This is a genomic window from Kovacikia sp. CALU 1929 (genome assembly GCF_056784235.1).
In genome coordinates this window covers 61,766-77,162 of the sequence record NZ_JBXBCF010000077.1, presented here as the reverse complement: position 1 = coordinate 77,162, position 15,397 = coordinate 61,766, and the positions used below count along the sequence as shown (strand labels likewise).

At 49.5% G+C, this 15,397-nt stretch carries 15 protein-coding genes; 11 read left to right on the top strand and 4 right to left on the bottom strand.

The annotated features are described in order from the left end of the window. Positions 1-77: 77 nt before the first annotated feature. Positions 78-239 carry a hypothetical protein gene (locus AC1S52_RS20260; protein WP_482030860.1) on the bottom strand — a complete coding sequence of 54 codons (162 nt, stop codon included), beginning with the start codon at positions 237-239 and terminating at the stop codon, positions 78-80. Positions 240-559: 320 nt separating this feature from the next. Here AC1S52_RS20260 and AC1S52_RS20255 point away from each other — a divergent pair, with 320 nt between their 5' ends. The 4 genes from AC1S52_RS20255 to AC1S52_RS20240 all read left to right on the top strand — a co-directional run bounded on the left by AC1S52_RS20255 (position 560) and on the right by AC1S52_RS20240 (position 2,592). Further along, positions 560-814 carry a YkvA family protein gene (locus tag AC1S52_RS20255; RefSeq protein ID WP_482030859.1) on the top strand — a complete coding sequence of 85 codons (255 nt, stop codon included), beginning with the start codon at positions 560-562 and terminating at the stop codon, positions 812-814. Positions 815-930: 116 nt separating this feature from the next. Further along, a complete protein-coding gene (locus AC1S52_RS20250) occupies positions 931-1,461 on the top strand; it encodes a hypothetical protein (RefSeq protein ID WP_482030858.1) in 531 nt (176 codons plus the stop codon). Positions 1,462-1,932: 471 nt separating this feature from the next. Then, entirely contained in the window at positions 1,933-2,124 is a 192-nt protein-coding gene (locus tag AC1S52_RS20245; RefSeq protein WP_482030857.1) for a YqaE/Pmp3 family membrane protein, read from the top strand. 66 nt (positions 2,125-2,190) lie between these two features. After that, the gene (locus AC1S52_RS20240; RefSeq protein ID WP_482030856.1) at positions 2,191-2,592 is read left to right on the top strand and encodes a phage holin family protein; all 402 of its coding nucleotides are present in this window, start codon (positions 2,191-2,193) and stop codon (positions 2,590-2,592) included. 136 nt (positions 2,593-2,728) lie between these two features. Here the strand turns inward: AC1S52_RS20240 and ligA are convergent, their stop codons facing one another. Next, positions 2,729-4,861: an NAD-dependent DNA ligase LigA gene (gene ligA, locus AC1S52_RS20235; RefSeq protein WP_482030855.1), complete on the bottom strand. Its 2,133-nt coding sequence runs from the start codon at positions 4,859-4,861 to the stop codon at positions 2,729-2,731. A gap of 157 nt (positions 4,862-5,018) precedes the next feature. On the opposite strand from ligA, the gene AC1S52_RS20230 reads away from it, so the two are divergent. The 4 genes from AC1S52_RS20230 (at position 5,019) to AC1S52_RS20215 (ending at position 11,038) form a co-directional block, all read left to right on the top strand. Then, on the top strand, positions 5,019-5,321 hold the full coding sequence (locus AC1S52_RS20230) for a hypothetical protein (RefSeq protein WP_482030854.1): 303 nt from the start codon (positions 5,019-5,021) through the stop codon (positions 5,319-5,321). Between the two features lie 952 nt (positions 5,322-6,273). Then, entirely contained in the window at positions 6,274-7,401 is a 1,128-nt protein-coding gene (locus tag AC1S52_RS20225; RefSeq protein WP_482030853.1) for a geranylgeranyl reductase family protein, read from the top strand. A gap of 9 nt (positions 7,402-7,410) precedes the next feature. Beyond that, complete coding sequence (locus AC1S52_RS20220) at positions 7,411-8,943, top strand: VanZ family protein (RefSeq protein WP_482030852.1); 1,533 nt, start codon at positions 7,411-7,413, stop codon at positions 8,941-8,943. A 109-nt stretch (positions 8,944-9,052) separates the two neighbouring features. Continuing rightward, positions 9,053-11,038: a sensor histidine kinase gene (locus AC1S52_RS20215; protein WP_482030851.1), complete on the top strand. Its 1,986-nt coding sequence runs from the start codon at positions 9,053-9,055 to the stop codon at positions 11,036-11,038. An 84-nt stretch (positions 11,039-11,122) separates the two neighbouring features. On the opposite strand, the gene chlP is transcribed toward AC1S52_RS20215, so the two are convergent. Continuing rightward, positions 11,123-12,346, bottom strand: coding sequence for a geranylgeranyl reductase (chlP, locus tag AC1S52_RS20210; RefSeq protein ID WP_482030850.1), 1,224 nt, complete (start codon positions 12,344-12,346; stop codon positions 11,123-11,125). Between the two features lie 176 nt (positions 12,347-12,522). Next, positions 12,523-12,984: a hypothetical protein gene (locus AC1S52_RS20205; RefSeq protein ID WP_482030849.1), complete on the bottom strand. Its 462-nt coding sequence runs from the start codon at positions 12,982-12,984 to the stop codon at positions 12,523-12,525. Between the two features lie 68 nt (positions 12,985-13,052). On the opposite strand from AC1S52_RS20205, the gene AC1S52_RS20200 reads away from it, so the two are divergent. The 3 genes from AC1S52_RS20200 (at position 13,053) to coaBC (ending at position 15,378) form a co-directional block, all read left to right on the top strand. Further along, positions 13,053-13,706 carry an alpha/beta hydrolase gene (locus AC1S52_RS20200; protein ID WP_482030848.1) on the top strand — a complete coding sequence of 218 codons (654 nt, stop codon included), beginning with the start codon at positions 13,053-13,055 and terminating at the stop codon, positions 13,704-13,706. 106 nt (positions 13,707-13,812) lie between these two features. After that, entirely contained in the window at positions 13,813-14,043 is a 231-nt protein-coding gene (gene isiD / locus AC1S52_RS20195) for a protein IsiD (protein ID WP_482030847.1), read from the top strand. Positions 14,044-14,136: 93 nt separating this feature from the next. Then, positions 14,137-15,378, top strand: a complete 1,242-nt coding sequence (gene coaBC / locus AC1S52_RS20190; protein ID WP_482030846.1) for a bifunctional phosphopantothenoylcysteine decarboxylase/phosphopantothenate--cysteine ligase CoaBC — start codon at positions 14,137-14,139, stop codon at positions 15,376-15,378. Positions 15,379-15,397 lie beyond the last annotated feature (19 nt).

Here is a 15,397-nt window from a genome sequence, read left to right as displayed (position 1 = left end):
CGCTTCGATGCCACCCTCCCGGTACATCGATAACCACGTTTGCACCGTGTTTCGATGTTTCCCGTTCGCTTTCGCAATCAACTGATGCTGGGAGCGTTTTCCTGCTTGAGCCAGTACAGCACTTGCAATCGTTCCTTTGCACTCGCTGTTTCCGCTTGACGTAACTGCAAAGCTAAATCATCCAAACTTTCCTTCACTTCGATTGAGGTAACACCCACCATTGGCTGAGTCTGAAACACTACTTCTCAGTCTAAATCATTTGCCTTCTACTCAATTTAAATTGGTATTACCTATCTCTCCACTTTTTTTCCCTATCAGCTATCCCCTACTCCCAAACGGGCGTTGTTGATTCTGGGTATGAATTAAAGGTTGTATAAATCGAAACTTCGTTCCAATTCATATTGCTATTCCAGCAACACCTCAAAAAGCGGTTTCCCCTACCAGTAGATCGGTTCTTTCTACCATTGGTGGGATTGCTACGACAAAACTGTGGGTTTTCCACACCAGATATTAGCGAGTAGATTTGCGAAGATGAATTTGTCGTCGGAGGGGAACCCAAATGAAGTTTTTGATTCAGCCACTCTACAATCTGTACCGCACGGTGTTGCGTAACTCAAAGTATCGTTGGTTAGTGGTTTTGGGAAGTTTAGTTTATCTCTTCAGCCCCATTGATTTGGTGTCAGATTTTATTCCTGTTGCCGGATGGATTGATGATGGGGTAGTGGCTGCACTATTGGTAACCGAGCTTTCCCAATTTGCGCTGGAACAGCGTAAATTGCGTAAAGAAAAAAGTGGTGAAATGATTGTTGGTTAGGGGTCAGATGTCAGTTGCCAGGCTGTGCCTGGTACGAATCACATCTGAATCAATCTCTAGATCTCGCTGACTATTGATGATTGTTCTGATTGTTGATGTCTTTTGGAGGAAGAATCATGACTGAGGTTGTATCGGGCAAAAATCGGATTGAGGCAGAGTTTGAAAAAGTGAAGAGTAAAGAACGGGATCGGGCAGAACGGGTTCAGGGAATTGTCAAACAAGCATTTTCCCAGGCGGTCACTGAGGTCAAAGAAGGGACGGGTGAAATTCGGGCGATCGCCCAGGATGCTTTCACTGTTACAGTTGACGACCTGAAACAGAAGAGCAACAACCTGAAGCAGAACTTCACTACTCCCCAGGATGGCGGCGAGGCTGAAGCAGAAAAGCTAAAAGGACAATTGACCTGGCTAGGCAGGCGGCTGGCTGTACTGGATACCTGGCTATCTGCCCGGTTTAACGAGCGTTTCTCTGTCTTAAAGCAACGCACAACTGAAAAGACTCAAGCCTGGTATGGTTCTCTTAGCGAAGAAAAGCAAGCTGAACTTGAAGGCAGATTTACAGGGATCAAAATTACGCTGATCGAAAAACAGCAACAGATCCGGCAACAGTTAAGAACAGTGCTCCAGTCAACTGCTGCCAAGCTCTAGTACGACGCCAGACTATGCCCCAGTCTACCAGCCGTTTGAAAACCGATTTTTTCAGGGCAGGCTTTGGAAATTACTTTCTAGACTGCGATGGCAAACGAAACTTGTCCTCAGAACTTGCCCTAAAGAAATAGCCAAATTGTATTGCCTGCCTCTCAGCAATCGCTCTAGTGATAGATTCGCCCATCAGAGATTATCAGTAACATTCAAAAATAGACCATGTTTGTGATATGTCGGGCAAAAGCTGAATAGCAATGCAAGTGTTAAAAGCTCTACTTGAAACCTATCCGAAAAGCTTGAACTGCTTAAGTTCACACCAGATCAAGAAGTTCCTGGATAAACGTTAAAGCAGTACAGGTCAGCGACACAGATGGTTTGCACAGAGATAGCTGTTCGGGTTCATGTCGTCTTAGCGCTTTCCATTTCACGATGAGTCCTTTCGCTCAATCAATCTTTTGAAAAGGAGAAAAATGTATGAAATTTGTTCGTATTCTGCTCGCTATTTTCCTGCCACCCGTAGGGATTTTCCTGACCTATGGATTCGGTCCAACCTTACTGATCAATATTCTGTTGACACTTCTGGGTTGGGTTCCTGGCAGCATCCATGCCGTCTGGGCGATCGCCAAGCACCAGGAAAAATACAGCCAGCACCAGGGCACTATCTAGCCCACCCCGATCAAACTGGCATTTTGTTGAATTTGAATTTAGTTGTTTTGTAAGGGAGGAGACCCGATGTTGGGATTCTTTTTAACCACGTTGATTACTGCTTTGAGTTTGCTGGTGGTTGACCTGGCTGTTCCAGGTGTCAATATTGCTACGTTCCCTGCGGCTTTAATAGCAGCACTCTCGATTGGATTAGTGAATGGCACCATCAGGCCAGTTCTGTCTACGCTGTCAATGCCAGTCAACTTCCTGACTTTGGGAGCGTTCTCGTTGGTGGTGAATGGTATTTGCTTCTGGCTGGCTTCTGTCGTTGTTCCTGGTTTTGGTGTCTATGGGTTGTGGGCGTTTCTCCTAGGTCCCGTGGTCCTATCCTTCACCAGCACCCTGTTGAATGGCTACTTTGTTGAAAAAGGATATGGTCAGGCTTTGACCGGGCGTAATCCTAATACCGTCATCGAAGGCGAAAAGTAAGCCCAGACGAGAGTTAAGTCCAGATAACTATCCGGCATTATTTGGTTGAGTCAGGCGATCGCTCCTATTGAAGGGGCGATCGCTCTTCTATTTATCTGTACCCATTACCAAAGATCTGCGGCGTATTGATTCAAAATCACTGCACCAGATTGATCAACTCCGCCTCTGTCAATTGGGTAATTCCCAAAGCTTGCGCTTTTTCCAGCTTGGAACCGGCATCTTCTCCAACCACGAGATAATCGGTTTTCTTACTTATCGACTCTGTTACCTTTCCTCCCGCTGCTTGAATTAAAGCTTTTGCCTCATCCCGCTTCAGGGTGGGCAATGTGCCAGTAATCACAAACGTTTTACCAGACAAGGGTTGGCTGGCTTGATCAATCACTGGTTTTGCTTCACCCGCCAGTTGTAACCCAGCGACTTGTAATCGATGGATTAACTCTTGATTAGCTGGGTTTTGAAACCACTCATGCACCGCTTGGGCAATTTCATTACCAATCCCATAAACCGCTGCAATCTCATCAATGCTTGCCTGGGCTAACGCTTCTACGCTGGGAAAATGTTCCGCCAGAGTTTGGGCATTGACACTGCCAACATGACGAATGCCTAACCCATACAAAACGCGGAACCAGGGCTGGGATTTAGATTTGCCAATTGCATTCACCAAATTCTGGGCTGATTTCTGCCCCATCCGCTCCAGGGTCAGCAACTGTTCGATTGTCAGATCGTACAGGTCAGCGATCGCCTGCACCAGCCCGCTATCCACCAGTTGAATCACCCACTTTTCTCCTAGCCCTTCAATGTCCATCGCATTCCGGGATGCCCAGTGTTCTAAACCCTTCCGCAAAATGGCGGGGCAGGATGCATTAATGCAGCGGGTTACCGCTTCATCATCCGGTTTAACCAGGGGTTGACTGCACTCTGGGCAATGGGTTGGCATCTCAAAGGGCTGAGTTCCCTCTGGGCGCAATTCATACAAAACTCGCACCACCTCCGGAATAATTTCCCCCGCCTTCCGAACAATCACCGTATCGCCAACCCGGATATCCAGTTCAGCCACCCGATCGCGATTATGTAATGTCGCCCGTGACACCGTAGTTCCCGCTAGCTGTACTGGACGCATTTCTGCCAGCGGAGTCACTGCACCCGTGCGCCCCACATTGACACTAATCTTTTCCACAATCGTGGGTGCCTCCTCCGCCGGGTACTTCAATGCGATCGCCCAGCGGGGAAATTTTTGAGTAAACCCCAACTGCTCCTGAAGTGCCAGCGAGTTCAGTTTCACCACCACTCCATCGGTCATGTAAGCAAGATTGTGGCGCTCCGTCAGCCAGCGATCGCAATACTCCTGCACTTCCTCTAAGCTAGAACAGCGCGATCGTTCTGGGTTGACCTTGAAGCCCATTTGGGTCAGAAGCTCCAGGCACTCCCATTGGGTCTGGGGGATGGGGTACTGGGTATCGGGTACGGGAATGTGTTCAGACTCCACTTCTGCGGGGTTGCTCAACAGGTCAAGTTGAACCTCTCCCTCACTGACCTCTGATTGCCGACTGCCACTCACCGGAATATGCAGAGTGTAGGCAAAGAAATCTAGCTTCCGTTTTGCCACAATCCGGGAGTCTAACTGACGCAGGGTTCCCGCTGCCGCATTACGAGGATTGGCAAAGCGAGGTTCACCCGCCTGCTCCCGTTCCTGGTTAATCGCTTCAAAGGAACTCAACGGCAAAAAAGCCTCCCCCCGCACTTCAACGATCGATGGCAGTTGCTCCAATTCCAGCCTCAACGGAATCGAGCGAATCGTTTTCACATTCTGGGTAATCTCCTCCCCCATTACCCCATCACCACGGGTCACTCCCCGCACCAGCAAACCATTCTCATAGGTCAACGCCAGGGCAGAGCCATCAATCTTGAGTTCACAGACATATTCAAACTCACTGACATCAGATGCAACCCGTCGCCAGCGTTCCTGCCACCTTGTCAGATCTTCGTTGCCAAAGGCATTTTCGAGACTATAAAGTGGAATATTATGCCTGACGGAGTGAAACTGACTGGTAGGCTTTTCCCCCACCCGCTGGGTCGGACTGTCCGGTGTAATCAGTTCCGGGAAGCGAGTTTCCAGATCTAACAGTTCATAGTAAAGCTGGTCATACACCGAGTCCTCCATAATTGGATTATCGAGGACATAGTAGGCATAGCTTGCTTTCTGAAGGAGTTGACGCAATTCCGCAACCCGCTGCTGCTTGTCTGGTGTGGCTTCCCCAATCGCATCCATAATCGCCTACCAACGAAACTCAGACCTAGTTTAACCAGTACGACGCTAGATAGGGGAGAGGGACAAAAGAGAGGTGGAGTACCTTTCCCCACCCAAAACCAAAAAGATCGAGTATCCTGCGATGTAATGAGATTGACTCTCTACGGCTGAGTTTGTTATGAAAGTCTGGATTACCTGTTTTATTGTGCTATTTGGGACAGCGGAGCTGCTGCAATGGGTGAGGCAGTTTTCATTACCCTTACCAATGTTTATTTTAGGGGGCGTGTTTCTGGCGATCGCCTCCAATTACGATAAGCTCTCCAATCTGCCCTTTCATCCAGACTACGAAGAGACTGAACGTTCTCAAGCAGAAATTCCCTCTGCTCAAATCACTCGACCGATGCAAGTGACTCCGTCTAAAAAGCAGTCGTTCCAGCCAGTTTCGTTTGAAATCCGTAAACCGTTTCAACCCGGTGACTGATAATATAACGGCTCTTGCTGAAAAGCTGATCCGAACCTAAAATTACTGCTTAAACCCGGTGGTGCTGAATAGCAGTATGAATTGGAACAAAGTTTTAATTCATACAACTCTCAATTCATACCCAAAATCAGCAACACCTAAACCCAGGTAGTGTAGGGAATGCCAACATTATCTGGGGGCCTTTTAGGCATTAAGTTAAGAAGTCCAACACCTCTTTCATACCGGTTGCAGGTTATCGATCCCGCTAGTCAATGCGAAAGGATCGAGGGACTCAGCCTGACGAACAATATAGGCAACATGCATCGGATAGCCGTGCGAATAAATGGCATCGACATACTTGAGTGCAACTTCACGATTCTTACAGCAGCGAAGGGCGCGCTCCTGTCCATTGGGATACCGAATGCAAATTTGCCAGATCATAAATACCTCACCTGAACGGTTTGGAAAGTGAGAATGATCACTTCACTGAACATTCACAATCACATCCTAGAATTCACATTGAAACTTTGCACTCCGTAAATCTTGTGAATTGCATAATTGGGGCAGTTACAGTATCTGTACACTCTGACTGATGAATTTAGCATTAAGTCCCGGAGGATGTTCAAATTCCCTGAATAATTCAGTAATTCTAATACTGCTGACTCTCTGATCTGAAGTCTATTACTGAATCAATCCGTAGAATCTCAGAATTTTTCCAAATAGTGCTTATAAAAATACGACTTGATTTCTGTAGAGATGCTGACTTGGATGTATTGGCAAGGAGTTAGATTTTATAGCAACTGCTACAGAGATTGGAAGTTGAACGGTTGTTGGCTACTAGCGGTTGGCTGTTCGCTAACCGCTATTGATGAGACTTCTCTCCTGCTGCCTGCTATATCTTTAAGCACTGTTGTTAAATTCTTTGTAAGACTCCAATTAGAAATTGCGTTCCATCCACCAGGAGAAATTTGACATGATGTTTGATTGTGTTGTTGTAGGAGCCGGTCCTGCGGGGGCAAGTGCTGCCTATCATCTGGCAAAGCAGGGACGCTCAGTGCTGATTTTAGAGAAGCAGTCTCTCCCGCGATATAAGCCTTGCAGTGGTGGGGTTTCTCCGGCGATCGCCCAGTGGTTTGACTTTGATTTTTCTCCCGCCATTGATCTTAAAGTTGAGAATGTTCGCTACACCTGGAAGCTGGAAGATCCCGTCAGTGCACGGTTGCAAACCTCAGAACCCATGTGGATGGTACGACGGGATGTTTTTGACCACTTTTTAGTCCAGCAGGCTCAGAACCAGGGGGCTGAACTTCGCGATCACACAGAGGCAACGGGGATCGAGTTTAAGAGTGACCACTGGCAAATCAATACCGTCAACGGTCCGGTTACTGGTCGTTACCTGATTGCGGCAGATGGAGCTAAGGGACCAACCCGCAAATGGCTTGGTTTCAAAGAGGCAAAACCTCGGCTGGGGGCATCCCTGGAAACAACCCTGCCCAATGTGGATCCGGACAATGTCCACTTTGAATTTGGCATGGTCAAGAATGGCTACATCTGGAATTTCCCAAAATCCACCGGATATTCTCTCGGTGTTGCCACCTTCCGGGGTGGTGAGCCATCTGACCTGCAAAAATTACTCTCTGAATACGCCCAGAAATTTGGATTGGATGTGAAAGCGAGTCAGCCGACACTCCATCCCATCTGCCTTTGGGATGGCAACCAGAAGCTGCATACCCAGAATGCAGCCCTCGCTGGGGAAGCGGCTTGTGTGGCGGATCCCTTTACAGCGGAAGGGATTCGTCCCTCAATTTTCACGGGTGTAAAGGCAGCCGATGCGATTAATCAGGCGCTTGCAGGAAATTCTAGTGCCCTGGAAGCCTACACTCAAGTCATTAATGATGAGTGGGGCACCGATATGCTCTGGGCACAGCGCTTGGCTGGTTTATTCTACCGGGTGCCTGGAATTGGCTACAAAATGGGAGTCAAACGACCGGCAGCCACTGAGCGGATTGGGCAAATCCTGTGTGGAGAATTGCGCTATGCCGATGTCGCAAATGCTGCGATTAAAAAACTCAGCGGCAGTTTTATTCCTGGCATGGGTTAAGGATAGCGGATGCCAAATTCAAAAAAGTCCGTGACTCCGGCATGGGGGGCGGACCTGAGTGGATTCATTACCCGGTGCAGTGTAAAGATTGTCATCTTTGGGGTGCTGGTAGTATTGCTATGCACCCTCTATCCATTCCGGTTCGCGTTTGAAGGAAATCTGATGGCGACGATCGCCGCAGAATTTTGGCACCAGACCACTCCCCTCGACGTTGTGGTGAATGTGCCCTTATTTTTGCCATTAGGCTTTGGGTTAGCAGGACTCTTACGCAAGAGCCGAATCGGAGTCGGCACCCAACTGCTAATGATTTTGGGAATCAGTGTGGGACTATCCTTCACAGTGGAGTTTCTCCAATTATTCTTGCCCTCAAGGGCGGCTACCATCGCCGATATTGTCACCAATGGCTTAGGGGGAGTGCTGGGAGCAATCGCCTTTCGGCAATGGGGAGAAGCAATTTTTTCCTACCTGCTGAAGTTGAAAATCAAGTCCAGGAGAGTATTTGCAAAGCTATCAGCGAAGGCACTGATGGCAGCTTTTCTGGGCTATATGGTGCTGGCATTTGGAGCCATGGGCATCCTCCAAGCCACGACTCTTTCTCCCTGGGATCCCTCCTTCCCGCTTCTCCTCAGCCATAATCTGGTCGGCAACTATCCCTGGAAGGGTACCGTCTCCCAGATTCAAATTGCGGACAGGGCAGTGTATCAGAAAGAGGCACGCCAAATTCTGGCGGGTGAGATTTCTCCTCATCTAAAAGGGGCACTGGTGGCTGATTATCCTTTGCAAGGAAACGATGCCTATCGCGATCGCACCGGGCAATCCCCCGATCTGAGTTGGCACGGCAAGCCAACCACCCAGCCTCTGAATCAAATCGGAGCAGTGCTGGATCGAGATCGCTGGTTGGAAACAACGGATCCCGTCACTCCCCTGATCCAGCGATTACGGAATACGTCGCAGTTCACCATACTACTCACGATTGCCCCCGCCAATATTGAATATGCGATTCGGGGCGGCGCACCGATTCTGGCGATCGCCAATCAATCAGGTGACTATAACTTCATCCTGGGACAAAGAGGACAACTGCTGGTTTTTTGGATACGAACGGCATTAAGCGAAACCAGCCATAATTTCTACCTAGCCGATGGATTTGCAGGCGGACTGATCACCCATACCAATCCTCAACGGCTGTTGATTTCTTACTCCGGCTCAGTCCTACGGATTTATAGCGATCGCTCAACCGATCAATACACCTTTTCTTTGATGTCACCTGGTGCCAGAGTCATTTCCCTGGGGCTTCTGTTTGCGCCGTTAGGGTTTCTCTTATCGTTGATTGCCAGGAAGATACAGGGAGGACTGATTCTCCAGACAGGCTTGATTTTCGGTGGAGCTGTATTGCCACCAATGCTTTTGGAAGGACTTCTAATTAGCACGACGCACCGAAATATAAGCTGGGAAAACTTACTACTGGGAATACTGATTATGGTGAGCGCCTTGCTGGTATTCCATGGCCCTCGGATGCTCCCAGGCAGGGTCCAAAATCCATGACTTTTTCTAATCTCTAAATTGGATTGCAATCCGTAGAACTACGAGTTAAGAGCCAGTAGATTGGGGAATCCTGATACTAGAACAAGCCTAGATCTGGAATGTGGTTACGATGCAAGTTTCCCAACCTGCCAGCCCTCTGATGAAGTCAAATTTGATACCGGCTGAGACGTTGCCGGGTGAAAGTTTTCCCTCCGTTGCTGAAGTTCAAGTCTTAGAGCTTCAACAACAGACCGAGCGGGAGCGCCTGGTTAGCAAGATTATGGGGAGAATTCACCAGTCGCTGGACTTGCAGGAAATCTTAAACACGACGGTGGCAGATGTTCGGCACTTGCTCCAGACAGATCGGGTCATTATCTTTCGGTTTGAGGCTAATTGGAGTGGGGTGGTTGAGGTTGAGTCTGTTGATGAAGGCTGGTCATCGATTCTGGGACTCACGATTAAAGACCCCTGCTTTCAAGCAGTGTATGAAGATAGCTCCCAATGGAAGCTGAGTTGGGCAATCGAAGATACTAACACAGGAGATTTGACGCAGTGTTACGCGGACTTGCTCAGCCAGTTTCAGGTCAAAGCAAATTTGGTGCTGCCGATTATTCAAGGCGATAAACTCTGGGGTTTGTTGATTGCCCATCACTGTCGCAGTCCCCGGAAATGGCAACCTTTGGAAGTAGACCTGTTGAAGGAACTGGCAACTCAGGCTGCGATCGCAATTCAGCAGTCCGAGTTATATCATCAGGTTCAGATACTCAATGCTAACCTGGAACAGCAGGTGAAGGAGCGAACACAGCAGCTCGAACAGTCGCTTGACTTTGCCGCTGTATTGAAGCGAATTAGCGATCGCATCCGTGACTCCCTGGATGAACGGCAGATTTTACAAACTGCAGTCCGGGAACTGGTCAGCGCCCTTAAGGTGGACTATTGCTGTGCCGCACTTTACACCCCCAACCGGACAACCGCAATCATCCAATATGAATTCACCCATGTCGAACTGGAATCTGCGATTGGGCAGGTATTGGAGGTTGCAGACACCCCAAAAGTTCACCAACAATTATTATCAGGCAAGTATTTTGAGTCTTACGACAACGGGCGGGTTGGTTATCTGCAAGCATCAGAGACTGGCGATCTGGCCTGTCCGCCCCTGTTTGAGCGGTTTGCAGCCAAACTACTCTGCCCCATCTTTCTAGATCCTGCTTCCTGTGAGTCCAGCCCAGACCCAGGCACACCGGGTGCCTGTGGGATTGATCCCGGTGCAATTGGTTACCTGGCAGTGATTGACCAGACCTATCACGTCTTTACCGACACCGAGATCAAGCTAGTGAAGCAGGTGGCAAATCAGTGTGCGATCGCCATTCGTCAGGCAAGGCTTTACCAGGCTTCCCAGGCACAGGTCGAAGCCCTGGAAAAGCTCAATCGGCTTAAGGATGATTTTCTCAGTACGATTTCCCACGAACTGCGAACGCCAGTAGCCAGTATGAAAATGGCAATTCAAATGCTGAATCTGTCTCTTAACCAGGGCGGCTCAACCCCATCTGAGAAAACAGTCCACTATTTAAATATTCTCAATGCCCAGTGTGAACAGGAAATTGGACTGATCAATGACCTGCTGGATTTACAGCGATTAGAAGCGGGTACTCGATCGCTCAAACCCACGCAAATTCAGCTACACGACTGGTTGAATCAAAATCTGCAACCCTTTCAAGAACGGAGCAAAACTCAGCAGCAGAAGCTCCAGGTCAACTTAGCGCCCAATCTACCGTTGTTACGTTGCGATTTGTCCTCCCTGGAGCGGATTCTGACCGAACTTTTAGATAATGCCTGTAAGTATAGTCCTTCAGAAGCCACCATTCGGCTCAATGTATGGACTCAGGCAGAGACCCTTTACCTGAGGGTTTCCAACTCGGGGGTTGAAATCCCGGCGGCGGAAATTCCCTATGTATTTGATCGGTTCTACCGAGTGCCCAGCCAGGATCCCTGGAAGCAGAAAGGGACAGGACTGGGATTGGCACTGGTGAAAAAGCTAGTCAATCATCTAAACGGCTCAATTCAGCTAAGGAGCGATTCCACAACGACCTGCTTTACTGTCGGAATCCCCCTATAAGAGCGAAGATCCCTGGAATCTTTAAGATTCCGGGGATCCTGGCAGAGATTCTAAGTTCGGCTAGTGCGGCTTCAAACCTATGGACTAAGGAGCCAAAGCATTACCCCGCAAAAGGCTACCAATGGTCTTGGCAGTAATTTTGAGCTGAGTCAGGGGATTGGCAGGAACCACCGTCTTGTAAAGGTAGCTGTCAAAGGTGAGCTTCTGGACATCCATATCCGCACACATTTCGACAAATGCCTCACGGGTGGCATCTGAGCGGTAAAAGACCCGCTGCAACAGATCAAGCACCAGATAGGTTGTACCGTACTTCCTATCCCACTGCTTGATATAGCTCTTGAGGTCTTGCTCAGTTGGAATCCGCTCTCCACTGTTGGTCAGTTCCACAATGGTTTCAGCACACATCCGACCAGACTTAGCGGCAAAGTAGATGCCTTCGCCCGAAGACTTGGTCACCGTTCCGGCGGCATCACCCACCAGCGCTACCCGCCCTACAACCCGTCGGGGTCTGGGATGTTCGGGAATTGGATGAGCTTCTACACGGATAATCTTGCCACCTCTTAGCTTGGCAGCCGCACGCGCCCGAATCCCCGCTTGCAGTTCTTTAATTCGAGCCTGGTTTGGCTTCATCGTGCCCGTGCCTACGGCTACGTGGTCATACTTGGGGAAAACCCAAGCATAGAAGTCGGGAGACACATCATCGCCCACGTACATCTCAGCCAGATCTTCGTAATACGCCATCTTGTCTTCAGGAAGGCGTATCCGCTCCTGGAAGGCGATCGCGTAATTGTAATCCCCAGCATCAATGGCTTTCGCAACCCGTGAGTTTGCCCCATCTGCCCCAATGACGACATCCACTTGCAGAGTTTTATTTTCTCCTTCCAGGGAGCCGTTAGAGTGATCGGCATAGTGGAGGGTATAGGGATCTTTATCGTTACCCGGAATCTCAAGCTTGTGCATGGTGCCATTGATTACCTTTGTCCCAAAGGCAGCAGCGCGATCGCGCAAAAAGCCATCCAGGACTTCCCGACGGCACATGCCAATATATTCGTCATCCTTCAGCGTACTGCCAATCGAGACCTCGACATTCGATGGCGAGATCATTTTCATCTTACGAACACGGCGATCGATGATTTCGGGGGGCAAGTCAAATTCACTCACCATGCAAAGCGGAATGGCACCACCGCAGGGCTTCACGTTGTCCAACTTGCGCTCAAATAAAAAGGTTTCGATCCCAGCTTTTGCCAGAACTTCAGCCGTAGAGGATCCGGCTGGACCTCCACCCACAACAGCAACCCGTAGTGCCAAAGGTTTTCTCCTGATCTTTCAGACGCTACGAGAAAGCATCCTATCATGGACGTTTTGCATACCCATGCCTGACCCGCCTAGATCCTGGAACTTGAAATAGAGCTTAACAATTGAAGGTGACAGAGCTTAATAAGAGCGGAGTGAAAAGGACGGAAATGTTAAGAATTACAGCGCTATCACCGACCACCTAACCCTTTTTCCATCTGCTGACGGGCATTGCGGAGGATGGTGCGGAGTACAGAGAGTTGTTGGTCGTCCGGGCGAACTAATTCTGGCAGTTGACGAACCATTTGCTCGGCTTCTTGATTCAGTTCTGGGCGTTTTAGCTTCTCTGGGTCGAATCCACTGGAGAGGAGAGCATCAAACTGGTCAAAGGCAAATTCACTCGTTTTGTGAAACGCTTCTCGTTGTCTTTCATTCAATCTCAGATTAATTTCTGGATTGGCAGGTTCCCCAGGGGGAAGATCGGGGAGAGTCTGTGCTTTAGTGGCAGAAACCCCAAGGGAGGAAAGCCCCAGCGTGACAATACTCATCAGCAAAACAGGTTTCAGGTTCATAATCTGGCTAGTTAGTAATGGATGGGTGAGCGAACCGGGGGAATCAGTGGTGAAGGATCGCTGCATTTTGCATAACAGCATTGTATTCAGACTGATAAAGGGGTAGAAAGGTTTCTGATAAGCGTTATCAGTGTATTTAGGGAGAAAGGTTGTTGCAGTTACAAGCGATCGCGGTGCCGCCTAAGTCTGGTCTGCCCGCTGAGGGTACCGTAGTTATCCTGCATGGTTGGGGGGCGAATGCCCAGGATGTTTTAGGACTGGCAAATTTTATCAATTTGCCCAATTTCCAAATGATTTTCCCGGATGCCCCCTTCAACCATCCCCATGTGCCGGGAGGAAAGATGTGGTATGACTTTACAGCGGAGTTTAACTTTCAAAGTACCCCCGGTTTTCAGTCTCGTCCCGATATTTCCACCAGTCGTCAACTGCTCAGAGACTTTCTCACCTCCCTGGAAGAAAAGACAGGCGTACCTCTCTCACGCACTATTCTGGGTGGGTTTTCGCAGGGGGGAGCGATGACTCTCGATGTGGGTTTGAACTTTCCCCTGGCGGGTTTGATGGTGTTAAGTGGCTACCTCCATGCACCGCTTCAGTCCCAGACCACACAGTTTCCGCCCGTCTTAATGGTGCATGGCAGGCAGGATGCAGTGGTTCCCTTGAGTGCCGCTCACCAAGCACGGGACAGTTTGCAAGCGCTGAACGTGAATCTTCAGTACCATGAATTTGAAATGGGCCATGAGATTCAGCCCCTTGTGCTGGTGCAAATGCAAAAGTTTGTTGAAGATATGTTTTCAGACGATTAATGAATTGTGGGGATTGGGTCTCAGTTAAACGACACGGGATACAATATAGGGGAATCCACGGGGCTTCTGGTCTCGGTCATTTTCCGGCGACAAGGGGGAGGCGAACATGATGGCAACAGTTAGTTTAGAACAACTCAGCTTAGAACAGCTTAATGTTTCGGCTTTAACGGAGGCAGACGTGTCTGCGATCGCCGCCAGGCTGGAGGCAGACGAATACATCAGCACTTCAGACGAACTGCACGACTGGCACCTGCTAAGAGCGATCGCCTTCCAGCGTCCAGAGTTGGCGGATCCCTACTTCTACTTGCTGGATATGGAAGCCTACGACGAAGCGTAAATAGTGAGTGGCAATGCCGACCTCCGGTTTTTTTGAAAAAATCGGAGGTCGGTTTTCAGAAGACTCTTTGTGTAAAGCTTGAAATTTTACCAGATGCAGGGTAGACGGGTTCTGGTTGGATTTGGTGGCGGCATTGCAGCCTATAAAGTGTGCGAAGCCATTTCATCTCTGGCAAAGTCAGGTGCAGAGGTGAGGGCAATCCTAACCCACTCGGCGCAACAATTCATTACCCCACTCACCGTCTCTACCCTCTGTCGTCACCCCGCTTATACGGATCAGGATTTTTGGCAACCGAACCAGCCTCGACCGCTGCATATTGAATTGGGTGAGTGGGCAGAACTGCTGGTGATTGCCCCTTTGACGGCAAATACCCTGGCAAAGCTAGTGTATGGCATGGCGGATAACTTGTTGACCAATACCGTCCTGGCATCCACCTGTCCAGTTTTGCTGGCTCCAGCCATGAATACCGATATGTGGGAGCAGCAGGCTGTTCAGCGCAACTGGAGGCAGATTCAGGCTGACCCTCGCTATCATACAGTCGGTCCGGGGGCAGGCATTCTGGCGTGCGATCGCATCGGTACCGGACGCATGGCAGAACCGGCTGAAATCCTCTGTCACCTTGTTTCTCTGCTTCACACGAAGGGGCAGCGCGATTTGGCAGGTAAACACCTCCTCATCAGCACTGGCGGAACAAGGGAACACCTTGACCCAGTACGCTTTATTGGTAATCCTTCGACCGGAAGAATGGGCATTGCCCTGGCGCAGGCAGCCAGCCATCGCGGCGCAACGGTCACGCTGGTTCATGGTCCGGTAGAGGCGGGACTCCTCGCATCGCTCCAGCAAGTTCGATTCATTCCAACAAGCAGTGCGGCGGAAATGCGGCAAGCATTACTGGAATGGTTCCCTAACGCCGATTGGACAATCATGGCAGCCGCCGTTGCGGATGTCCGACCTGCCTACTACAGTTCAGAAAAAATGCCTAAAGCAGATCTGCCCACCAGACTGGATCTGGAACCTGTGCCAGATATTGTTGCTGAACTGGGCAGACTCAAACGTCCTCATCAGAAGTTAATTGGGTTTGCTGCGCAGACAGGAGACATTGTTACACCTGCACTAGAGAAACTGAAGCGAAAAAAACTGGATGCGATCGCTGCCAACCCCATTGACCAGCCCGACAGTGGCTTTGGCAGTGATTCCAATCAGGCAGTTTTCCTGGATAGCCGGGGAAGACAATCAGCGATCGAGCCATGCAGTAAGCTCGACATGGCACACCATCTACTGGACTTTATTCAAGCAGGCGAATTACCAGACCAGGAAACCTGCTGCCCTTCATAAACGACCCCGCGAGAATGTA